At 67.7% G+C, this 15,404-nt stretch carries 12 protein-coding genes; 8 read left to right on the top strand and 4 right to left on the bottom strand.

Annotated elements, in window-relative coordinates:
- Positions 1-41: 41 nt before the first annotated feature.
- The 6 genes from ACQ7JA_RS03900 to ACQ7JA_RS03875 all read left to right on the top strand — a co-directional run bounded on the left by ACQ7JA_RS03900 (position 42) and on the right by ACQ7JA_RS03875 (position 7,543).
- A complete protein-coding gene (locus tag ACQ7JA_RS03900; RefSeq protein WP_430894706.1) occupies positions 42-1,418 on the top strand; it encodes an NAD(P)-dependent oxidoreductase in 1,377 nt (458 codons plus the stop codon).
- Entirely contained in the window at positions 1,406-2,683 is a 1,278-nt protein-coding gene (gene preA, locus ACQ7JA_RS03895; protein ID WP_430894704.1) for an NAD-dependent dihydropyrimidine dehydrogenase subunit PreA, read from the top strand. The genes ACQ7JA_RS03900 and preA overlap by 13 nt, the downstream gene beginning before the upstream one ends.
- Positions 2,684-2,859: 176 nt before the next feature.
- A complete protein-coding gene (locus tag ACQ7JA_RS03890; RefSeq protein WP_430894702.1) occupies positions 2,860-4,341 on the top strand; it encodes an NCS1 family nucleobase:cation symporter-1 in 1,482 nt (493 codons plus the stop codon).
- A gap of 17 nt (positions 4,342-4,358) precedes the next feature.
- Complete coding sequence (gene hydA, locus ACQ7JA_RS03885) at positions 4,359-5,750, top strand: dihydropyrimidinase (RefSeq protein ID WP_430894700.1); 1,392 nt, start codon at positions 4,359-4,361, stop codon at positions 5,748-5,750.
- Positions 5,751-5,761: 11 nt separating this feature from the next.
- Positions 5,762-7,000, top strand: a complete 1,239-nt coding sequence (locus tag ACQ7JA_RS03880) for a Zn-dependent hydrolase (RefSeq protein WP_430894698.1) — start codon at positions 5,762-5,764, stop codon at positions 6,998-7,000.
- A 33-nt stretch (positions 7,001-7,033) separates the two neighbouring features.
- Positions 7,034-7,543: an MgtC/SapB family protein gene (locus ACQ7JA_RS03875; RefSeq protein WP_430894696.1), complete on the top strand. Its 510-nt coding sequence runs from the start codon at positions 7,034-7,036 to the stop codon at positions 7,541-7,543.
- Positions 7,544-7,553: 10 nt separating this feature from the next.
- Here the strand turns inward: ACQ7JA_RS03875 and ACQ7JA_RS03870 are convergent, their stop codons facing one another.
- The 3 genes from ACQ7JA_RS03870 to ACQ7JA_RS03860 form a co-directional block, all read right to left on the bottom strand.
- Positions 7,554-7,805, bottom strand: a complete 252-nt coding sequence (locus tag ACQ7JA_RS03870) for a hypothetical protein (protein WP_430894694.1) — start codon at positions 7,803-7,805, stop codon at positions 7,554-7,556.
- Positions 7,802-9,562 carry an allantoate amidohydrolase gene (locus tag ACQ7JA_RS03865; protein WP_430894692.1) on the bottom strand — a complete coding sequence of 587 codons (1,761 nt, stop codon included), beginning with the start codon at positions 9,560-9,562 and terminating at the stop codon, positions 7,802-7,804. Before ACQ7JA_RS03865 ends, ACQ7JA_RS03870 begins: the two co-directional genes overlap by 4 nt.
- 81 nt (positions 9,563-9,643) lie before the next feature.
- On the bottom strand, positions 9,644-10,582 hold the full coding sequence (locus tag ACQ7JA_RS03860; RefSeq protein WP_430894690.1) for a LysR substrate-binding domain-containing protein: 939 nt from the start codon (positions 10,580-10,582) through the stop codon (positions 9,644-9,646).
- Positions 10,583-10,696: 114 nt separating this feature from the next.
- Here ACQ7JA_RS03860 and ACQ7JA_RS03855 point away from each other — a divergent pair, with 114 nt between their 5' ends.
- Positions 10,697-11,941 carry a urate hydroxylase PuuD gene (locus ACQ7JA_RS03855; RefSeq protein ID WP_430894688.1) on the top strand — a complete coding sequence of 415 codons (1,245 nt, stop codon included), beginning with the start codon at positions 10,697-10,699 and terminating at the stop codon, positions 11,939-11,941.
- Positions 11,942-13,180 (top strand): M20/M25/M40 family metallo-hydrolase, encoded by a 1,239-nt coding sequence (locus ACQ7JA_RS03850; RefSeq protein ID WP_430894686.1) that lies wholly within the window; start codon positions 11,942-11,944, stop codon positions 13,178-13,180.
- Here the strand turns inward: ACQ7JA_RS03850 and ACQ7JA_RS03845 are convergent.
- On the bottom strand, positions 13,148-15,397 hold the full coding sequence (locus tag ACQ7JA_RS03845) for a hypothetical protein (protein WP_430894684.1): 2,250 nt from the start codon (positions 15,395-15,397) through the stop codon (positions 13,148-13,150). The two genes, ACQ7JA_RS03850 and ACQ7JA_RS03845, sit on opposite strands and share 33 nt — an antisense overlap.
- Positions 15,398-15,404: the final 7 nt, after the last annotated feature.

The raw sequence follows: 15,404 nt of genomic DNA, 5'->3' as shown, positions 1-15,404 counted from the left end.
TGCGCAGCAGGTTCGTCGTCTCACAACAAGAAGGGATGCACATGATTGAGTCACTCCAGCACCTGCCGCCGGCGGCGGGTTCGAACGGCGAACTGGCCGCGCAATTCACCGACCTGGCGCCGCCCTTGACGGCGCGCCAGGCGGCGCTCGAGGCGGCGCGCTGCCTCTATTGTTATGACGCGCCCTGCATGAACGCCTGCCCGACCGGCATCGACGTGGCAGGCTTCATCCGCAACATCCAGGACCAGAACATCGACGGCGCCGCCTACGGCATCCTGAAGGCGAACATTTTTGGGGGCAGCTGCGCCCGCGTCTGTCCCACCGAGATCCTGTGCGAGCAATCCTGCGTGCGCAACAACCCGGCCGAGCGCGAGCCCGTGCGCATCGGCCTGCTGCAGCGCTATGCCATCGACAATGCACGTTTCGCAGGCCATCCTTTCGAACGCGCACCTTCCACAGGGCGGACCATCGCCGTGGTCGGCGCGGGACCGGCCGGCCTGTCCTGCGCGCACCGCCTGGCCATGCTGGGCAACGACGTGGTCGTCTACGAGGCGCGCGAAAAGGCCGGTGGCCTGAACGAATACGGCATCGCCAAGTACAAGCTGCCCGGCGACTTCGCGCAGCAGGAAGTCGACTTCCTGATGGCCATCGGCGGCATCCACATCGAGCACGGCCGCCGGCTGGGCGAGAACCTCAGCCTGGCCGAGCTGCACACCCGCTTCGACGCGGTCTTCCTGGGCATCGGCCTGGCCGCCAGCCGGGCCCTCGGCCTGACGGGCGAGGACGCGCCCGGCCTGGTGGCCGCGATCGACTACATCGCCGCGCTGCGCCAGGCCGGCGACCTGTCCCGGCTGCCGGTGCCACGGCGCGCCATCGTCATCGGCGCCGGCAACACTGCGGTCGACATGGCGGTGCAGATCAAGCGCCTGGGGGCGGAGGACGTCACCCTGGTCTACCGCCGCGGCCTGGAATCGATGAGCGCGACCGGCCACGAGATCGAGATCGCCAAGGCCAATTTTGTGCGCATCCGCACCTGGGCCGCGCCGCTCGAGGTATTGCTCGACGCGGAAGGCAGGGTGGCCGGCATGCGCTTCGAGCAGACCCGCATGGAAGAAGGGCGGCTGGTGCGTACCGGAGGCTACGTCGAGATCGCGGCCGACGCCGTGTTCAAGGCCATCGGCCAGGGCATGTGCGAGGACGGGCTCGGTGACGCCCTGGCCCGCGAGGGCGACCGGATCCGGGTCGACGCCCACTTTCGTACGGCGATCCCTGGCATCTATGCGGGCGGCGACTGCGTCGCACCGGGGCAGGACCTGACGGTGCAGGCCGTCCAGCACGGCAAGCTGGCGGCTCTCGCCATCCACGACGACATCCAGGCACGAACCGACATCAACCCGGAGGCAGCATGGCCGACCTGAGCATCGATTTCTGCGGCATCAAGAGCCCGAATCCCTTCTGGCTGGCCTCCGCGCCACCGACCGACAAGGCCTACAACGTCGTGCGCGCCTTCGAGGCGGGATGGGGCGGGGTGGTGTGGAAGACCCTTGGCGAAGACCCGCCGGCGGTAAACGTCTCCTCGCGCTACTCGGCCCACTACGGCAAGAACCGCGAGGTCATCGGCTTCAATAACATCGAGCTGATCACCGACCGCAGCCTGGAGATCAACCTGCGCGAAATCACCCAGGTCAAGAAGGACTGGCCGGACCGCGCCATGATCGTGTCCCTGATGCTGCCCTGCGAGGAAGCGCCCTGGGCGGCGATCCTGCCGCTGGTCGAGGCCACCGGCGCCGACGGCATCGAACTGAATTTCGGCTGCCCGCACGGCATGCCCGAGCGCGGCATGGGTGCGGCCGTCGGCCAGGTGCCGGAATACGTGCAAATGGTAACCAGCTGGTGCAAGAAGCACACCCGGCTGCCCGTCATCGTCAAGCTGACCCCGAACATCACCGACGTGCGCCATCCCGCGCGCGCCGCGCTCGCCGGCGGGGCGGATGCGGTCTCGCTCATCAACACGGTGAACTCGATCACCCACCTGGACCTCGACCGCATGGTGGCCCACCCCATCGTGGGCGGCGCCAGCACCCACGGCGGCTACTGCGGCTCGGCGGTCAAGCCGATCGCCCTGAACATGGTGGCCGAGATCGCACGCGATCCCACGACGTCCCGTTTGCCGATCTCCGGCATCGGCGGCATCGGCAACTGGCGCGACGCGGCCGAGTTCATCGCCCTGGGCGCCGGCTGCGTGCAGGTGTGCACGGCCGCCATGCTGCACGGTTTCCGCATCGTCGAAGAGATGAAGGACGGCCTGTCGCGCTGGATGGACACGCAGGGCTACGCCGACATCGCCGCGTTTTCCCGCAAGGCCGTGCGCAATACCACCGACTGGAAGTACCTGGACATGAATTACCAGGTGATCGCCCACATCGACCAGGACAAGTGCATCAAGTGCGGCAAGTGCTACGTGGCCTGCGAAGATACCTCGCACCAGGCCATCGCGCGCGCCGTGGACGAGGCGGGAACCCGGCGCTTCGAGGTGATCCGCGAGGAATGCGTGGGCTGCAACCTGTGCGAGATCACCTGTCCGGTGGAGAGCTGCATCACCATGGTGCCGCAGGACAGCGGCAAGCCCTACATGAACTGGACGCAGGATCCGCGCAATCCAAGAGCAGAGGTTGCCGCGTAGGGTGGGCGGTCCTCCGCCCACGCGTTCAAACTACGTGTCCTGGCCTGCTCCGTGGTTTGTAATCGTCCGTTGAACGCGTGGGCAGGGACCGCCCACCCTACGAACACCGCGCATCCGTCCATACGATTGCGCTACACTCGGTCGCACATCTTGCCACCGACGAGGAGAGTCCGACCGTGACCACCAATAACAACGCCAGCCCCGAACTCTGGAACCACGACCTGGCCCCGACCACGCTGGAGCAGCGCACCTGGCGCTGGTACCATTTCGCCGCCCTCTGGGTCGGCATGGTGATCAGCATTCCCGCCTACATGCTGGCGGCCAGCCTGATCGAAAGCGGCATGTCGGCCTGGCAGGCGGTGCTCACGGTATTCTTCGCCAACGTGATCGTGCTGGCGCCGATGCTCCTGATCGGCCACGCCGGCACCAAGTACGGCATCCCCTACGCGGTGCTGGCGCGCGCCTCCTTCGGCACCCGCGGCGCGCGCCTGCCCGCCTTCATGCGTGCGATCGTCGCCTGCGGCTGGTACGGCATCCAGACCTGGTTCGGCGGCAGCATGATCTATACGCTGCTGGGCGTCCTGCTGGGCGCCCCGATCGGCGGCGACAAGCTGCCGGGACTGGGCATCAACCTCGGCCAGCTGGCCTGCTTCCTGGGCTTCTGGGCGATCCAGATGTACTTCATCGTGCACGGCATGGAGTCGATCAGGAAGCTGGAAACCTATACCGCACCTTTGAAAATCGCGATCTGCTTCCTGCTGCTCTGGTGGGTGTACGACAAGGTCGGCGGATTCGGCCCGCTGCTGGACCAGCCCTCTCAGTTCGTCGAGGGCGGTCCGAAGGCCGGCCTGTTCTGGGCCGTGTTCTGGCCTTCGCTCACGGCCATGATCGGCTACTGGGCCACGCTGGCGCTGAACATTCCCGACTTCACCCGCTTCGCCACCACCCAGCGCGACCAGGTGGTCGGCCAGACCCTCGGCCTGCCGCTGCCCATGGCCCTGCTCGCGGCCCTGGCCGTGACGGTCACCTCGGCCACCATCGTCCTGTACGGCAAGGCGCTGTGGGACCCGGTCGACGTGGCCAGCCGCATGACCGGCATCGCCGTGCTGGTGGCGCTGATCATCCTGCTGATCGACACCGCCAGCGTCAACCTGGCCGCCAACCTGGTCGGCCCGGCCTACGACTTCTCGGCGCTGTCGCCGAAACGCATCTCCTACCGCACCGGCGGATACATCACCGCCGGCATCGCGCTGGCGATGATGCCCTGGAAGATCCTGGAGTCGACCCAGAACTACATCTTCACCTGGCTGGTCGGCTACTCCGCGCTGCTGGGGCCCATCGCCGGCATCCTGATGGTCGACTACTACCTGGTGCGCCGGACCCGGCTCGACGTCGCCCAGCTTTACCGCGACGACGGTATCTACGCCTACCGCGGCGGCTGGAACCCGGCCGCCATCGTGGCGTTCGTGGCCGGCGTGCTGCCCAACATCCCGGGCTTCATGAATGCGGCCTTCCCGTCCGCCTTCCCGGACGTTGGTGAGACCTTCAAGACCATCTACACCTACGCATGGTTCGTGGGCCTGGCCATCGCGGCCGTGATCTACGGCGCCATGATGAAAGGCCAGCGCGTAGCGGCGCTGGCGCCGAAGCATACCTAGAACCCAAGGAGAAGCTGATGACGACGATGATCCGTGGCGGCACCGTGGTGAACGCGGACCGCGCATTCCGCGCCGACGTGCTGTTCTCGAACGACAAGGTGGTGGCGGTCGGGGAAAACCTCGACGTCCCCGCCAACGCCACGATCATCGACGCCGGCGGGCAGTACGTGATGCCGGGCGGGATCGATACCCACACCCACATGCAGCTGCCCTTCATGGGCACGGTCACCATGGACGACTTCTACACCGGCACGGCGGCCGGCCTGGCGGGCGGCACCACGACCATCATGGATTTCGTCATTCCCGACCCGAAGCAGTCCCTGCTGGAGGCCTTCCACACCTGGCGCGGCTGGGCGAGGAAGTCGGCCGCCGACTATACCTTCCACGTCGCCGTCACGTGGTGGGACCAATCGGTGCATGAAGAGATGGGCGTGCTGGTGCGCGAACACGGCGTCAACAGCTTCAAGCACTTCATGGCCTATAAAAACGCCATCATGGCCGACGACGAGACGCTGGTGAACAGCTTCCGCCGCGCGCTGGAACTGGGCGCCATCCCCACCGTGCATGCGGAGAATGGCGAACTGGTCTACCAGCTGCAGCAGGAACTCCTGAAGAAGGGCATCCGCGGCGCCGAGGCGCACCCGCTCTCGCGCCCGCCGGAAGTCGAGGCGGAAGCGGCCAACCGGGCGATCGCGATTGCGGGCGTGCTGGGTACGCCGGTCTACATCGTGCACGTGTCCTGCGCCGAGTCCCTGGAGGCCATTACGCGGGCCCGGGCGAAGGGCCAGCGCGTGTACGGCGAGGCGCTGGCCGGCCACCTCGTCATCGACGACAGCGTCTACCGCCACCCGGACCCGGATGTCGCGCGCGGCCACGTCATGAGCCCGCCGTTTCGCAGCAGCCACCACCAGCAGGCGCTGTGGCAGGGCCTGCAGGGCGGGAACCTGCACACCACGGCCACCGACCACTGCACCTTCTGCGCCGAGCAGAAAGCAGCCGGCAAGGACGATTTCACGAAGATACCTAACGGCTGCGGCGGCGTGGAAGAGCGCATGGCCGTGGTCTGGGACGCCGGCGTGAACAGCGGCCTGCTCACGCCCTCGGAATTCGTGCGCGTCACCTCGACCAATGCGGCGCAGATCTTCAACATCTACCCGCGCAAGGGTGTCGTCGCGGTGGGCGCGGACGCCGACCTGGTGGTCTGGGACCCGAGCGGCACCCGCACCATCTCCGCCAGGACCCAGTTCTCGAAAGGCGGCTTCAACGTCTTCGAGGGCCGCACCGTGCGCGGCATCCCGACCCATACGGTCGCCGCCGGCAAGCTGGTGTTCGAACGCGGCGAGCTGCGCGCCGAAACCGGGGCCGGGCGCTACATCGAGCGACCCGCCTTCACCGCCACCGTTGCCTGAGGAGAGCGAGCATGAGTGACCTGCGCATCAATGGCGAGCGCCTGTGGAAGTCGCTGATGGACCTCGCCGCCATCGGCGCCACCGAGAAGGGCGGCGTCAAGCGCCTGGCCCTGACGGACCTCGACCGCCAGGGCCGCGACCTGGTGGTGCGCTGGGGACGCGAAGCGGGCATGGAGGTCACGATCGACCAGATCGGCAACGTCTTCATGCGCCGCGAAGGGCGCAATCCGGCCCTGTTCCCCATCGTCACCGGCAGCCACGTCGACACCCAGCCGACCGGCGGCAAGTTCGACGGCAACTACGGCGTGCTGGCCGGCCTGGAGGTGGTGCGGACACTGAACGACCGGGGCATCCAGACCGAGGCGCCGATCGAAGTCGCCTTCTGGACCAATGAAGAGGGTTCGCGCTTCGTGCCGGTGATGATGGGTTCCGGCGTGTTCTGCGGCGCCTTCAGCCTGGAGACGGCGTATAGCGCCCGCGACGTCGAGGGCAAGAGCGTGCGCGAGGAACTGGAGCGCATCGGCTACCTCGGCGACGAGGTGCCGGGCCGCCACCCGATCGGCGCCTACTTCGAGACCCACATCGAGCAGGGCCCCGTGCTGGAAGACGCGGACAAGGTGATCGGCGTGGTGCCGGCCGTGATGGGCCTGTCCTGGTACGACTGCACCGTCAGCGGCATGGAAGCGCATGCCGGCCCGACCCCGATGGGCCTGCGCCGCGATGCGCTGCAGGTGGCCACCACCATCATGCAGGAAGTCGTCGGGATCGCGAACCGCTATCCGCCTTACGGCCGCGGGACGGTGGGCATGGTGCAGGTGTTCCCGAACAGCCGCAACGTGATCCCGGGCCAGGTCAAGTTCAGCATCGACCTGCGCAATGTGAGCGACGCGCTCCTGAACACGATGCACGAAGAGATGCTGGCCTTCGTCGCGCAGACGCGTGAGAAAAGCGGCCTGGCCATCGAGGTGGAGCGTGTGTCCTACTACCCGCCATGCCCCTTCCACCCGGATTGCGTCAACGCCGTGCGGGCCGCCACCGAAAAGCTGGGTTACTCGAGCACGGACGTGGTGTCCGGCGCCGGCCACGACGCCATCTACGCGGCGCGCGTCGCCCCTGCTGGCATGATCTTCGTGCCCTGCAAGGACGGCATCAGCCACAACGAGATCGAGGACGCGCGGCCGGACCACCTGGAGGCCGGCTGCAACGTGCTGCTGCATGCGATGCTGGAACGGGCAGGTAGCGTGAGCTGAACTGCCGAGCGTGGCGACACCTTTCCTGTCGAAATGGCATCATCCCGAAAAACCATCGGGAGGGCGCGCAAGGTGTGGATCGAGAGGAGTTGGGCGACGATACAGCAGGAATTCGCGGACGTGGGCAGCGTCGAGGACATCACCCGCATCGTGCTGCGCCTGCTGGTGGCAGTGGCGCTGGGCGCCCTGCTCGGCTATGAACGCGAATCGGTCGGCGCTTCCGCCGGCCTGCGCACCCATATGCTGGTTTCGCTCGGTTCCGCACTCTTCGTGCTGATTCCGCTGCAGGCCGGGATGGAAATCGGCGACCTCTCGCGCGTGCTGCAGGGCGTCACCGCCGGCATCGGCTTCATCGGCGCGGGCGCCATCCTCAAGCACACCCAGAAGGACGACATCAAGGGCGTCACCACGGCCGCCAGCGTGTGGCTGACCGCGGCGATCGGCATCGCGGCCGGCATGGGGCGCGAGGCGACCGCGGTGCTCAGCGCCCTGTTCGCGCTGGCGATCCTGGCGATCCTGCGTCTCGAAACGAAAAAGGAGTGACCTGGCCCGGCTAGATCAGCGCCGGCTCGATGCCCTGAAGGACGGCGCGGACCCGCTCGCTCACCGCCACCGTGCCCTTCGCTGCCAGGTAGAGCGCCCGCCCTTGCAGGCGCGGTTCGTTGGCGGTGCCGAACAGGCGCTGGTCGAATGCATGCTTGCCGGTCGTTCCGGAGAAGCCGGCATGGCCCGTCGCCACGCCGGCGTAGAAGCGCGGAAGGGCGTCTTTTTCAGCGGCGCGTCCGCCGCATGTGCCATTCGTCATGCGTATGTCCGAATGCGGCGCAGGAGGCCGAGCAACACCTCGCCCGCCACCTCCGCGTCGTCCGCCGTCATCGTCTCGAGCGGATTGTGACTGATGCCGCCGTTACCGCAGCGGGTGAACAGCATGGCCACGTCGGTGATCTTCGCCATCTCCATCGCGTCGTGGCCGGCGCCGGACAGCAGGTCGAAGCGCGGCAGGCCGGCGTCTTCGATGGCGGCGCCCAGCATGTCCATCAGGCGCGGCGAGCAGGGGGCGGCGTCGGCCTCCACCAGCTTCCACCGCTTTTCCCCGATGCCGCGGCGCGCGCAGATGGCGGATATGCCGGCCAGGATGTCATCCACCGCGGCGAGACGCTCTTCGTCGCTGGCCGCGCGGATGTCGAGCGATAGCCGGCACTGTCCGGGGATCACGTTGACCGAGCCAAGCGGCACCTCGAGCTGGCCGACGGTGCCGACGAGCGACCCGCGTCCGCTGCAGCGCGCTTCCACCAGCAGCACGATTTCGGCGGCGGCCGCCGCCGCGTCGCGCCGCATGTCCATGGGCGTGGTGCCGGCGTGGCTGGCGACGCCGCTCAGTTCCACCAGGTAGCGCGAGCTGCCCGCGATCGCCGTGACCACGCCGACCGGCAGGCCGCGCTGCAGCAGCACCGGTCCCTGCTCGATATGGACTTCGACGAAGCCGAGGAGGGAATCCGGAGAGCGGGCAAGGGCGGGAATCGCGGACGGATCATGGCCGGCTGCTTCCAATGCCGCGCGTATGGACACGCCGTCGCTGTCGCGCTGCTCCAGGAGGGCCGAATCGAAGCGTCCGGTAATGGCGCTGCTTCCCAGGAAGGTGCTGCGAAAGCGTACGCCTTCCTCTTCCGCGAAACCGACGACTTCCAGGTGGAAGGGCAGGCGCTCGCCGCGTTCGTTCAGGTACTGCGCCAGCGCGATCGGCAGCAGGATGCCGAGCCGGCCGTCGTACTTGCCGCCGTTGCGCACGGTGTCGTAGTGCGAGCCGGTCATCAGGACCCTGGCGCCGGCCTGCGCCGCCGCGTAGCGCCCGACCACGTTGCCCACCGCGTCGATGTGGGTGTCCATGCCGGCCGCGCGCATCCACGCGGCCAGTTGAGAGGCGGTGCGCTGGTGCGCCGCTGTCATGTAGGCGCAGGTCAGGCCCTCGTCGGTGTCGCTGATGGCGCCCAGGATTTCGGCCCAGTCCATCACCTGCGGTCCGAAGCGCAGTTCCACGCCGAGCAGGACGTTCAGGCGGATCTCGGCGATGCGGTGCACCTGGCGCAGGCATTCCTGCATCTCGAGGTCGATCCCGTTTTCCAGGCGCCGCGCGAAGGTGGCGATGATGGCGCTGCGGGTCAGGCCGCGCCCGGTCGGCCCCTTCACCGCGAGGATGAAGGGGAAGCCAAATTTCTCCCCGTACTGCGCGTTCAGTTCCTGCAGCCGCGCATATTCCTCGGGACTGCAGCGGTCCAGGCCCGATGCCGCCTGTTCGCCGGTCGACTCCGCCGTGAGTTCGCCCGCGATGGCGGCCTTGCCGGCCAGCTCCGGGTGGGCGCGCAGCAGCGCCAGCTGCTCGTCTTGCGAGGCTTGCGCCACCACGGCCTGCAAGGCCTGCCTGAGGGCGGCGAGGCTGGGGAAGGGACGATAAGCGGCCGCGCGCTCGGCGATCCATGGCGAGTGCTCGTAGATGCCGCGCAGGGCGTCGGCAAAGGCGGCGGGCGGGCAGCTGTTCAGGTCCGGCAGGGTGGTCGTGTTCAAGATTGCCTCCGTGGAGTCCCGGGATGATAAATCCTGCAACCGTCCCAGCTTATACGCTCGTGGGCATAGCGGGTATTGCGCCTACTTCGCGACCAGGGCGCGCGCGGCGCTGCTGACCTGGTCGCGCAGCCATTTGTGTTCGGACGACTGGTGCACCCGCTGGTGCCACAGCTGGTAGAAACGCATCGGCGGGAACTTGACCGGCACCGTGAAGCTTTTCAGGGGCAGAGTGCGTTCGTAGAAGCGGATGAACTGGCGGCCGGTGGTCAGTACCAGGTCGCTCTGGGTCAGCATATAGGGAATCACCCCGAAGTACGGCGACTCCACGGCCACCTTGCGCTGCATGCCCTGGCGGTCCAGGAAGGCGTCGATCACGCCGTGGTAGCCGGGCAGCATCTGGGACGGCGCCACGTGCGGCAGCGAGAGGTAGTCCTCGACCGTCATGGCGTCGGCGGCGGTGCGCCGCGCATAGGGGCTGTCGGCGCGCATGGTGCAGATGATCGGGTCCTCGAAGAGCTTGGACATGTGCAGGTGGGCCGGCGGCTCGTCCCAGTTGGCGATCACCAGGTCCATCTCGCCGTCGGAGAGCATGCGCAGGTAGTCCAGGCCCGGGCCCAGGCTGTGGAACACCACCTTGCTGCCGGGCGAACCGCGGCGCAGCGCCGCCACCACATTCGGCAGGAACTGGGTGTCGAGGTAGTCGGGTGCGGCAATGTGAAAGGTGCGCGTCGCCTCCTCCGGCACGAAGGGCGACTTCTTCACGAACAGGCCCTCGGCTTCGTCGAGGATGCGCTTGGCGGGTTTGAGCAGGGTCTCGCCATGCTGGGTCGGCACCATGCCGCGCGCGCCGCGCACCAGCAGCGGATCGCCGGTCAGTTCGCGCAGCTTGCGCAGGGAGGCCGAGATCGAGGGCTGCGGCTGGTTCAGCTTGAGCGCCACGCGCGAGACGTTCTTCTCCACCAGCAGCAGGTAGAGGATGCGGATCAGGTGCAGGTCGAGGTGCTGGGGCAGGCTGGACATCGTGCTGGCTTCGCTTTGCGTATATCAATCTGGTTATGTCGAATATACGCTAGTTTTCATGTTGCAGAAATTGAAATCACGTTATCGTCGAGGGATCACCACCAAGGAAGCCGCATGGACGTATTCGGACACCTGGGCCCCTATGCCCTCGAATGGCTCAACCTGCTCGTGCGCTGGCTGCACATCATCACCGGCATCGCCTGGATCGGCGCCTCCTTCTATTTCGTCTGGCTCGACAACACCATCCGCCCGCCCGCACCCGGCTCGGAGCTGGCGAAGAAGGGCGTGGCGGGCGAGCTGTGGGCGGTGCACGGGGGCGGCTTCTACAACCCGCAGAAATACCTGGTGGCGCCCGCCGAGCTGCCCAAGGAACTCCACTGGTTCAAGTGGGAGGCCTATTCGACCTGGCTGTCCGGCTTCGCGCTGCTCGTCATCGTCTACTACCTGAACGCCCAGGCCATGATGGTCGACCGCGGCGTGGCGGACCTCTCGAGCGGGCAGGCGATCGGCATCGGCCTGGGCAGCCTGGTGGTCGGCTGGATCGTTTACGACCTGCTGTGCCGCTCGCCCCTGGGCAGGCACGACCTGGCCTTCGGGCTCACGATCTTCGCCTTCCTGGTCGCGAGCGGCTATGTGCTCACCCACCTGCTCAGCGGCCGCGCCGCCTACCTGCACGTGGGCGCGATGATCGGCACCATGATGGTGGCGAACGTCGCGATGCTGATCATCCCGGGCCAGCGCAAGATGGTGAACGCCATGCTGGCGGGCGGGAAGCCCGACCCCGTCCACGGCATCAAGGCCAAGCAACGCAGCGTCCACAACAATTACTTCACCCTGCCTGTGCTGTTCATCATGATCAGCAACCACTATGCGATGACCTACCGCCACGCCTACTCCTGGGCGGTGCTGGGCGCGATCATGGCGGCCGGCGTGCTGATCCGCCACTTCTTCAACCTGCGCCACAAGGGCCGCGTCGAATGGCGCTATCCACTTGCTGGCGTGGCGATCCTGGCCGGCGTCGCGGTGGCGATCGCACCGAAGGCGCCCGCGCCCGCGGCTGCGGCTGCGGCTGCGCCAGGGGTGGACGAGACGGCGCGTTTCGCCCAGGTCCGCACCATCATCGACCAGCGCTGCGTGTCCTGCCACGCCGCCCATCCGACCCAGCCGGGATTCGCTACCGCGCCAGCCGGCGTGATGCTGGACACGGCGGACCACGTGAGCCAGAACGCCGCGCGCATCTACCAGCAGACCGTGCAGATGAAGGCGATGCCGCTGGCGAACCTCACCAACATGACCGATGCCGAGCGGGCGCAGGTCGGCGCCTGGTTCGAAGCCGGCGCAAAAACAGGAAAACAGTGAATGGACACCTCAACGCAGGAACGCCTGCTGGCCTGGATCGACGCCCACTTCGACGAGGAGGTCGGCTTCCTGCAGCAGGTCATCCGGATCCCGACCGACACCCCGCCGGGGAACAATGCGCCGCATGCCGAGGCCGTGGCAGGCATGCTGGAGCAATACGGCTGGACAGCCGAGCGGCACGCCGTGCCAGGGCAGGCGGTGCGCGACTACGGCATGGAAAGCATCACCAACCTGATCGTGCGCCGGCCCTACGCCGAGGGCGGACCGACCGTCGCGCTCAATGCCCACGGCGACGTGGTGCCGCCGGGCGAGGGCTGGACCAGACCGCCCTATGGCGCCGAAATCCATGATGGCGCCATCTACGGCCGCGCCGCCGCCGTCTCGAAGAGCGACTTCGCCACCTATGTGTTCGCGGTGCGGGCGCTGGAAGCCCTCGGCGCGCCGCTCCGGGGCGCGCTCGAGCTGCACTTCACCTACGACGAGGAGTTCGGCGGCCTGCTCGGCCCCGGCTGGCTGCTGGAACAGAAGCTGACCCGGCCCGACTACGTGATCGCGGCCGGCTTCAGCTACAACATCGTCACCGCCCACAACGCCTGCCTGCAGCTGGAGATCACGGTGCATGGCAAGGCCGGTCACGGCGCCATGCCCGAGACGGCGGTCGACGCGCTGCAGGCCGCGACCCGCATCCTGAACGCCATCTACGGCCAGCTGCCGGAACTGAAGAAGATCAAGTCCAGGGTCCCTGGCATCGATTCTCCCACCATGCTGGTCGGTCGTATCGATGGCGGCACGAATACCAATGTGGTGCCGGGCAAGGTGGTCATGAAGATGGACCGCCGCATGATTCCCGAGGAAGACCCGGTGGCGGTGGAAGCGCAGGTGCGCAGCCTGATCGAGGAGGCGGTGGCCGGCATGCCCGGCATCCGCCTCGAGATCCGGCGCCTGCTGCTCTCGCATGCGCTGCGGCCGCTGCCGGGTTCGCAGCAGCTGGTGGAAAGCCTGCAGCGCCACGGCCGCGCCATCCTGGGAGAGGAGATCACGGCCCAGGGCACGCCGCTGTATGCGGATGCGCGCCTCTACGGCGAGCACGGCATCCCGGCGGTGCTGTATGGCGCCGGCCCGCGCACGGTGCTCGAGGCGAACGCCAAGAAGGCCGACGAACACCTTCAGCTCGAGGACCTGCGCAAGGCCACCAAGGTGGTGGCCTTAACGCTGCTCGACTTTCTCGCTGCCCCCTGACTCGGAGCGTGGAACGATGGCGAACTGTGGCCCGAGACCGTAGTCTGGCTTGACGCTGCGCGCCATGAACTGGCGCCAGGCCTTCCTGCCGGGTTCGCCGAGCGCGTCGGCAGCGTAGGCGAGAGCAGGCTGCATATTCGATGGAAAACCCGTCGCACTGTTCGAGTAGCCCGTCATCTGGCCGGACTTCACCCCGAGTGCCGTCGCCATTGCCGGGCTGTCGCAGGGCAGATCGCGCACTTCCGGCGGCATGCTGGCGCGGTAGGCCTGCGCCATGCTGCGGTAGAACGGGGCCGAGGCGTTGTCGCGCACCATCATCTTGTACATCGCGCCACTGAGCCAGCATGCGCCGTCGCCGATCATCCGCTGCACCGGGAAGGTCGCCTTCCAGCGCAGCAGTTCATGCGCCTTGCCGAATCCGAGTTCGGCGACATGGCCGACGGCCGAGGTGAAGAAGTCGTCCTGCCAGGGGGCGAGGCCGCGCTTGTCCTCGTAGGCGAGGGCGTAGCCGTTGACGAGGGCCCCGAGGACATTGGCCTGGGGATTGCGGGGGTAGGTGGCGTTGTACCAGTCCAGGTTGCTGTCGAGGATCTGCAGGAAGTGGCGCTTGAGCGGGTGCGCATCCGGCGTGATGTAGGCGGCTTCGCCCAGGCTACGCAGGGACCAGGCCTGGCCCCTCACCTGGCCGGCTGCAAGCAGGCCCTTGCGGTCCTGGCGATAGCCAGGTGGCGTCATGAACACGTTGTACATCGCCCAGAACTGCAGCTCTTCCAGATGATAGTGGTCGCCGGTGAGCAGGTAGGGGAGGTAGGAGAAGGCCGGCTGGTGCGAAGTGTCGTGCTTGTTCGGCGTCGTGCAGGCGTCCCTGGCCGCGCAGTCCGGGAACGCTTCGCGCTTGCCGGTTGCGGGATTGAGGGTATCGCCGCCGCTGCCGCGGATGGTCATGAAGGGATAGTCGACCAGGCTCACCGGCATGCCGGTGCGGCGGTCGCGGTAGTGGATCGACCAGCTACCGGCCAGGTCGGCCGTGCCCAGCGTGATCTCGCGGGCGCGCGGGTCCATGCCCAGCAGGTACATCGCCGCCCATCCCGGCAGGAGGCCGATGTCCGGGCGTCCGCCGGTGGTGGCCATGGCGCGCACGGCCATGCCGACGCCCATCGGTGCGGTTTTCTCGCCGCCCCAGGACGCGTACATCCTGGCCAGCCGCTTCTCGTCGATGCGGACCGACTGGTCGTAGTTGGGCAGGGCCTTCGAGGCGATCAGCTGGGACGTGTCGTGGCGCAGGTTCACGACGGGTTCGCCGCCCCACCAGAACAGCTTGCGCCAGCGCGCGTGGTGATAGTGGTTCAGTTTCTCCCGGCTGTAGACCTCGTCCTTCCCGACGACGATGCGGGCGTCGTAGACGAAGTTCTGTGGAGCCGGCTCGTAGGCCCAGTTGTTCTCGACCGTGACGTCGATGCGCGCCCTGGCGGCAAGCGGATACCAGCGCAGGGCGAACCGTGCGGCCAGGTGCGGGTGCGAACGGCCTCCGGCATCAAGCAGGGGCGTCGATACCAGCCATTCGCGGGCGAGCGGGCCGTCGAGCCAGAGGACCGGCTTGCCCTGTTCCAGCAGCGGGCGCAGCGAAGCGGTCCAGGTCTTGCCGTCGATGCGGGCCTCGACCCTCGCATCGAGCTCCTTGCCGGGCAGCGTCGTGGCGCGCATGCGCTCGTCCGGCGCGGCATCCGCGAAGAGCCCGACCGCCACCGGACGCGCATGCGCCAGGCGCTCGAGCACCAGCGACACGACGGCGTGCCGCACCGAGCCGTCGGGATGATGCGCCTTGACGTCGGTTTGCACCGGCAGTGTGCTGCCGTCGGCGAGCTTCGCCCGCAACTGCTGGCCCGCCTTGAACTCGCCGACGCCGAAGACCTGCCCGAAGGTGACCGGGACATCGGCCTGGTCGCGCGTGCTGCTGTTTTCGATGGAGAGCGTGGCCAGCGCGCCAGGGATCGCAGCCGGGGGGGCGGGCGTAGGCGCGGGGGCGGGGCGAACAGGGGTGCGCGGCTTGTCCGCTGTTGCGCTCGGCTCCGTCCCGTAGCGCAGTTCGATCACGCGCCCGGCATCGAGCCCGCCGCCGGCCGGCAAGCCCTTGGGGGCGTCGGCCAGGGACCGGGCGTGGGTCTCGCACAGGAGGGCAGCGGACAGGAAGAAGGGAATCAGGCGGGAAATCAGCATGGGGAAG

This window comes from Massilia sp. BKSP1R2A-1 (assembly GCF_050586525.1).
Classification (GTDB): Bacteria; Pseudomonadota; Gammaproteobacteria; order Burkholderiales; family Burkholderiaceae_D; genus Telluria.
Note: the sequence above shows the minus strand (reverse complement) of the source record. Positions and strands in the feature narration are given on the sequence as shown.

Bases quoted from the DNA above. Each gene is read 5' to 3' on its own strand.
- ACQ7JA_RS03875 (WP_430894696.1), top strand. From the start codon at position 7,034: ATGGCATCATCCCGAAAAACCATCGGGAGGGCGCGCAAGGTGTGGATC.
- ACQ7JA_RS03900 (WP_430894706.1), top strand. From the start codon at position 42: ATGATTGAGTCACTCCAGCACCTGCCGCCGGCGGCGGGTTCGAACGGC.
- ACQ7JA_RS03855 (WP_430894688.1), top strand. From the start codon at position 10,697: ATGGACGTATTCGGACACCTGGGCCCCTATGCCCTCGAATGGCTCAAC.
- ACQ7JA_RS03845 (WP_430894684.1), bottom strand. From the start codon at position 15,397: ATGCTGATTTCCCGCCTGATTCCCTTCTTCCTGTCCGCTGCCCTCCTG.
- preA (WP_430894704.1), top strand. From the start codon at position 1,406: ATGGCCGACCTGAGCATCGATTTCTGCGGCATCAAGAGCCCGAATCCC.
- ACQ7JA_RS03880 (WP_430894698.1), top strand. From the start codon at position 5,762: ATGAGTGACCTGCGCATCAATGGCGAGCGCCTGTGGAAGTCGCTGATG.
- hydA (WP_430894700.1), top strand. From the start codon at position 4,359: ATGACGACGATGATCCGTGGCGGCACCGTGGTGAACGCGGACCGCGCA.
- ACQ7JA_RS03870 (WP_430894694.1), bottom strand. From the start codon at position 7,805: ATGACGAATGGCACATGCGGCGGACGCGCCGCTGAAAAAGACGCCCTT.
- ACQ7JA_RS03850 (WP_430894686.1), top strand. From the start codon at position 11,942: ATGGACACCTCAACGCAGGAACGCCTGCTGGCCTGGATCGACGCCCAC.
- ACQ7JA_RS03860 (WP_430894690.1), bottom strand. From the start codon at position 10,582: ATGTCCAGCCTGCCCCAGCACCTCGACCTGCACCTGATCCGCATCCTC.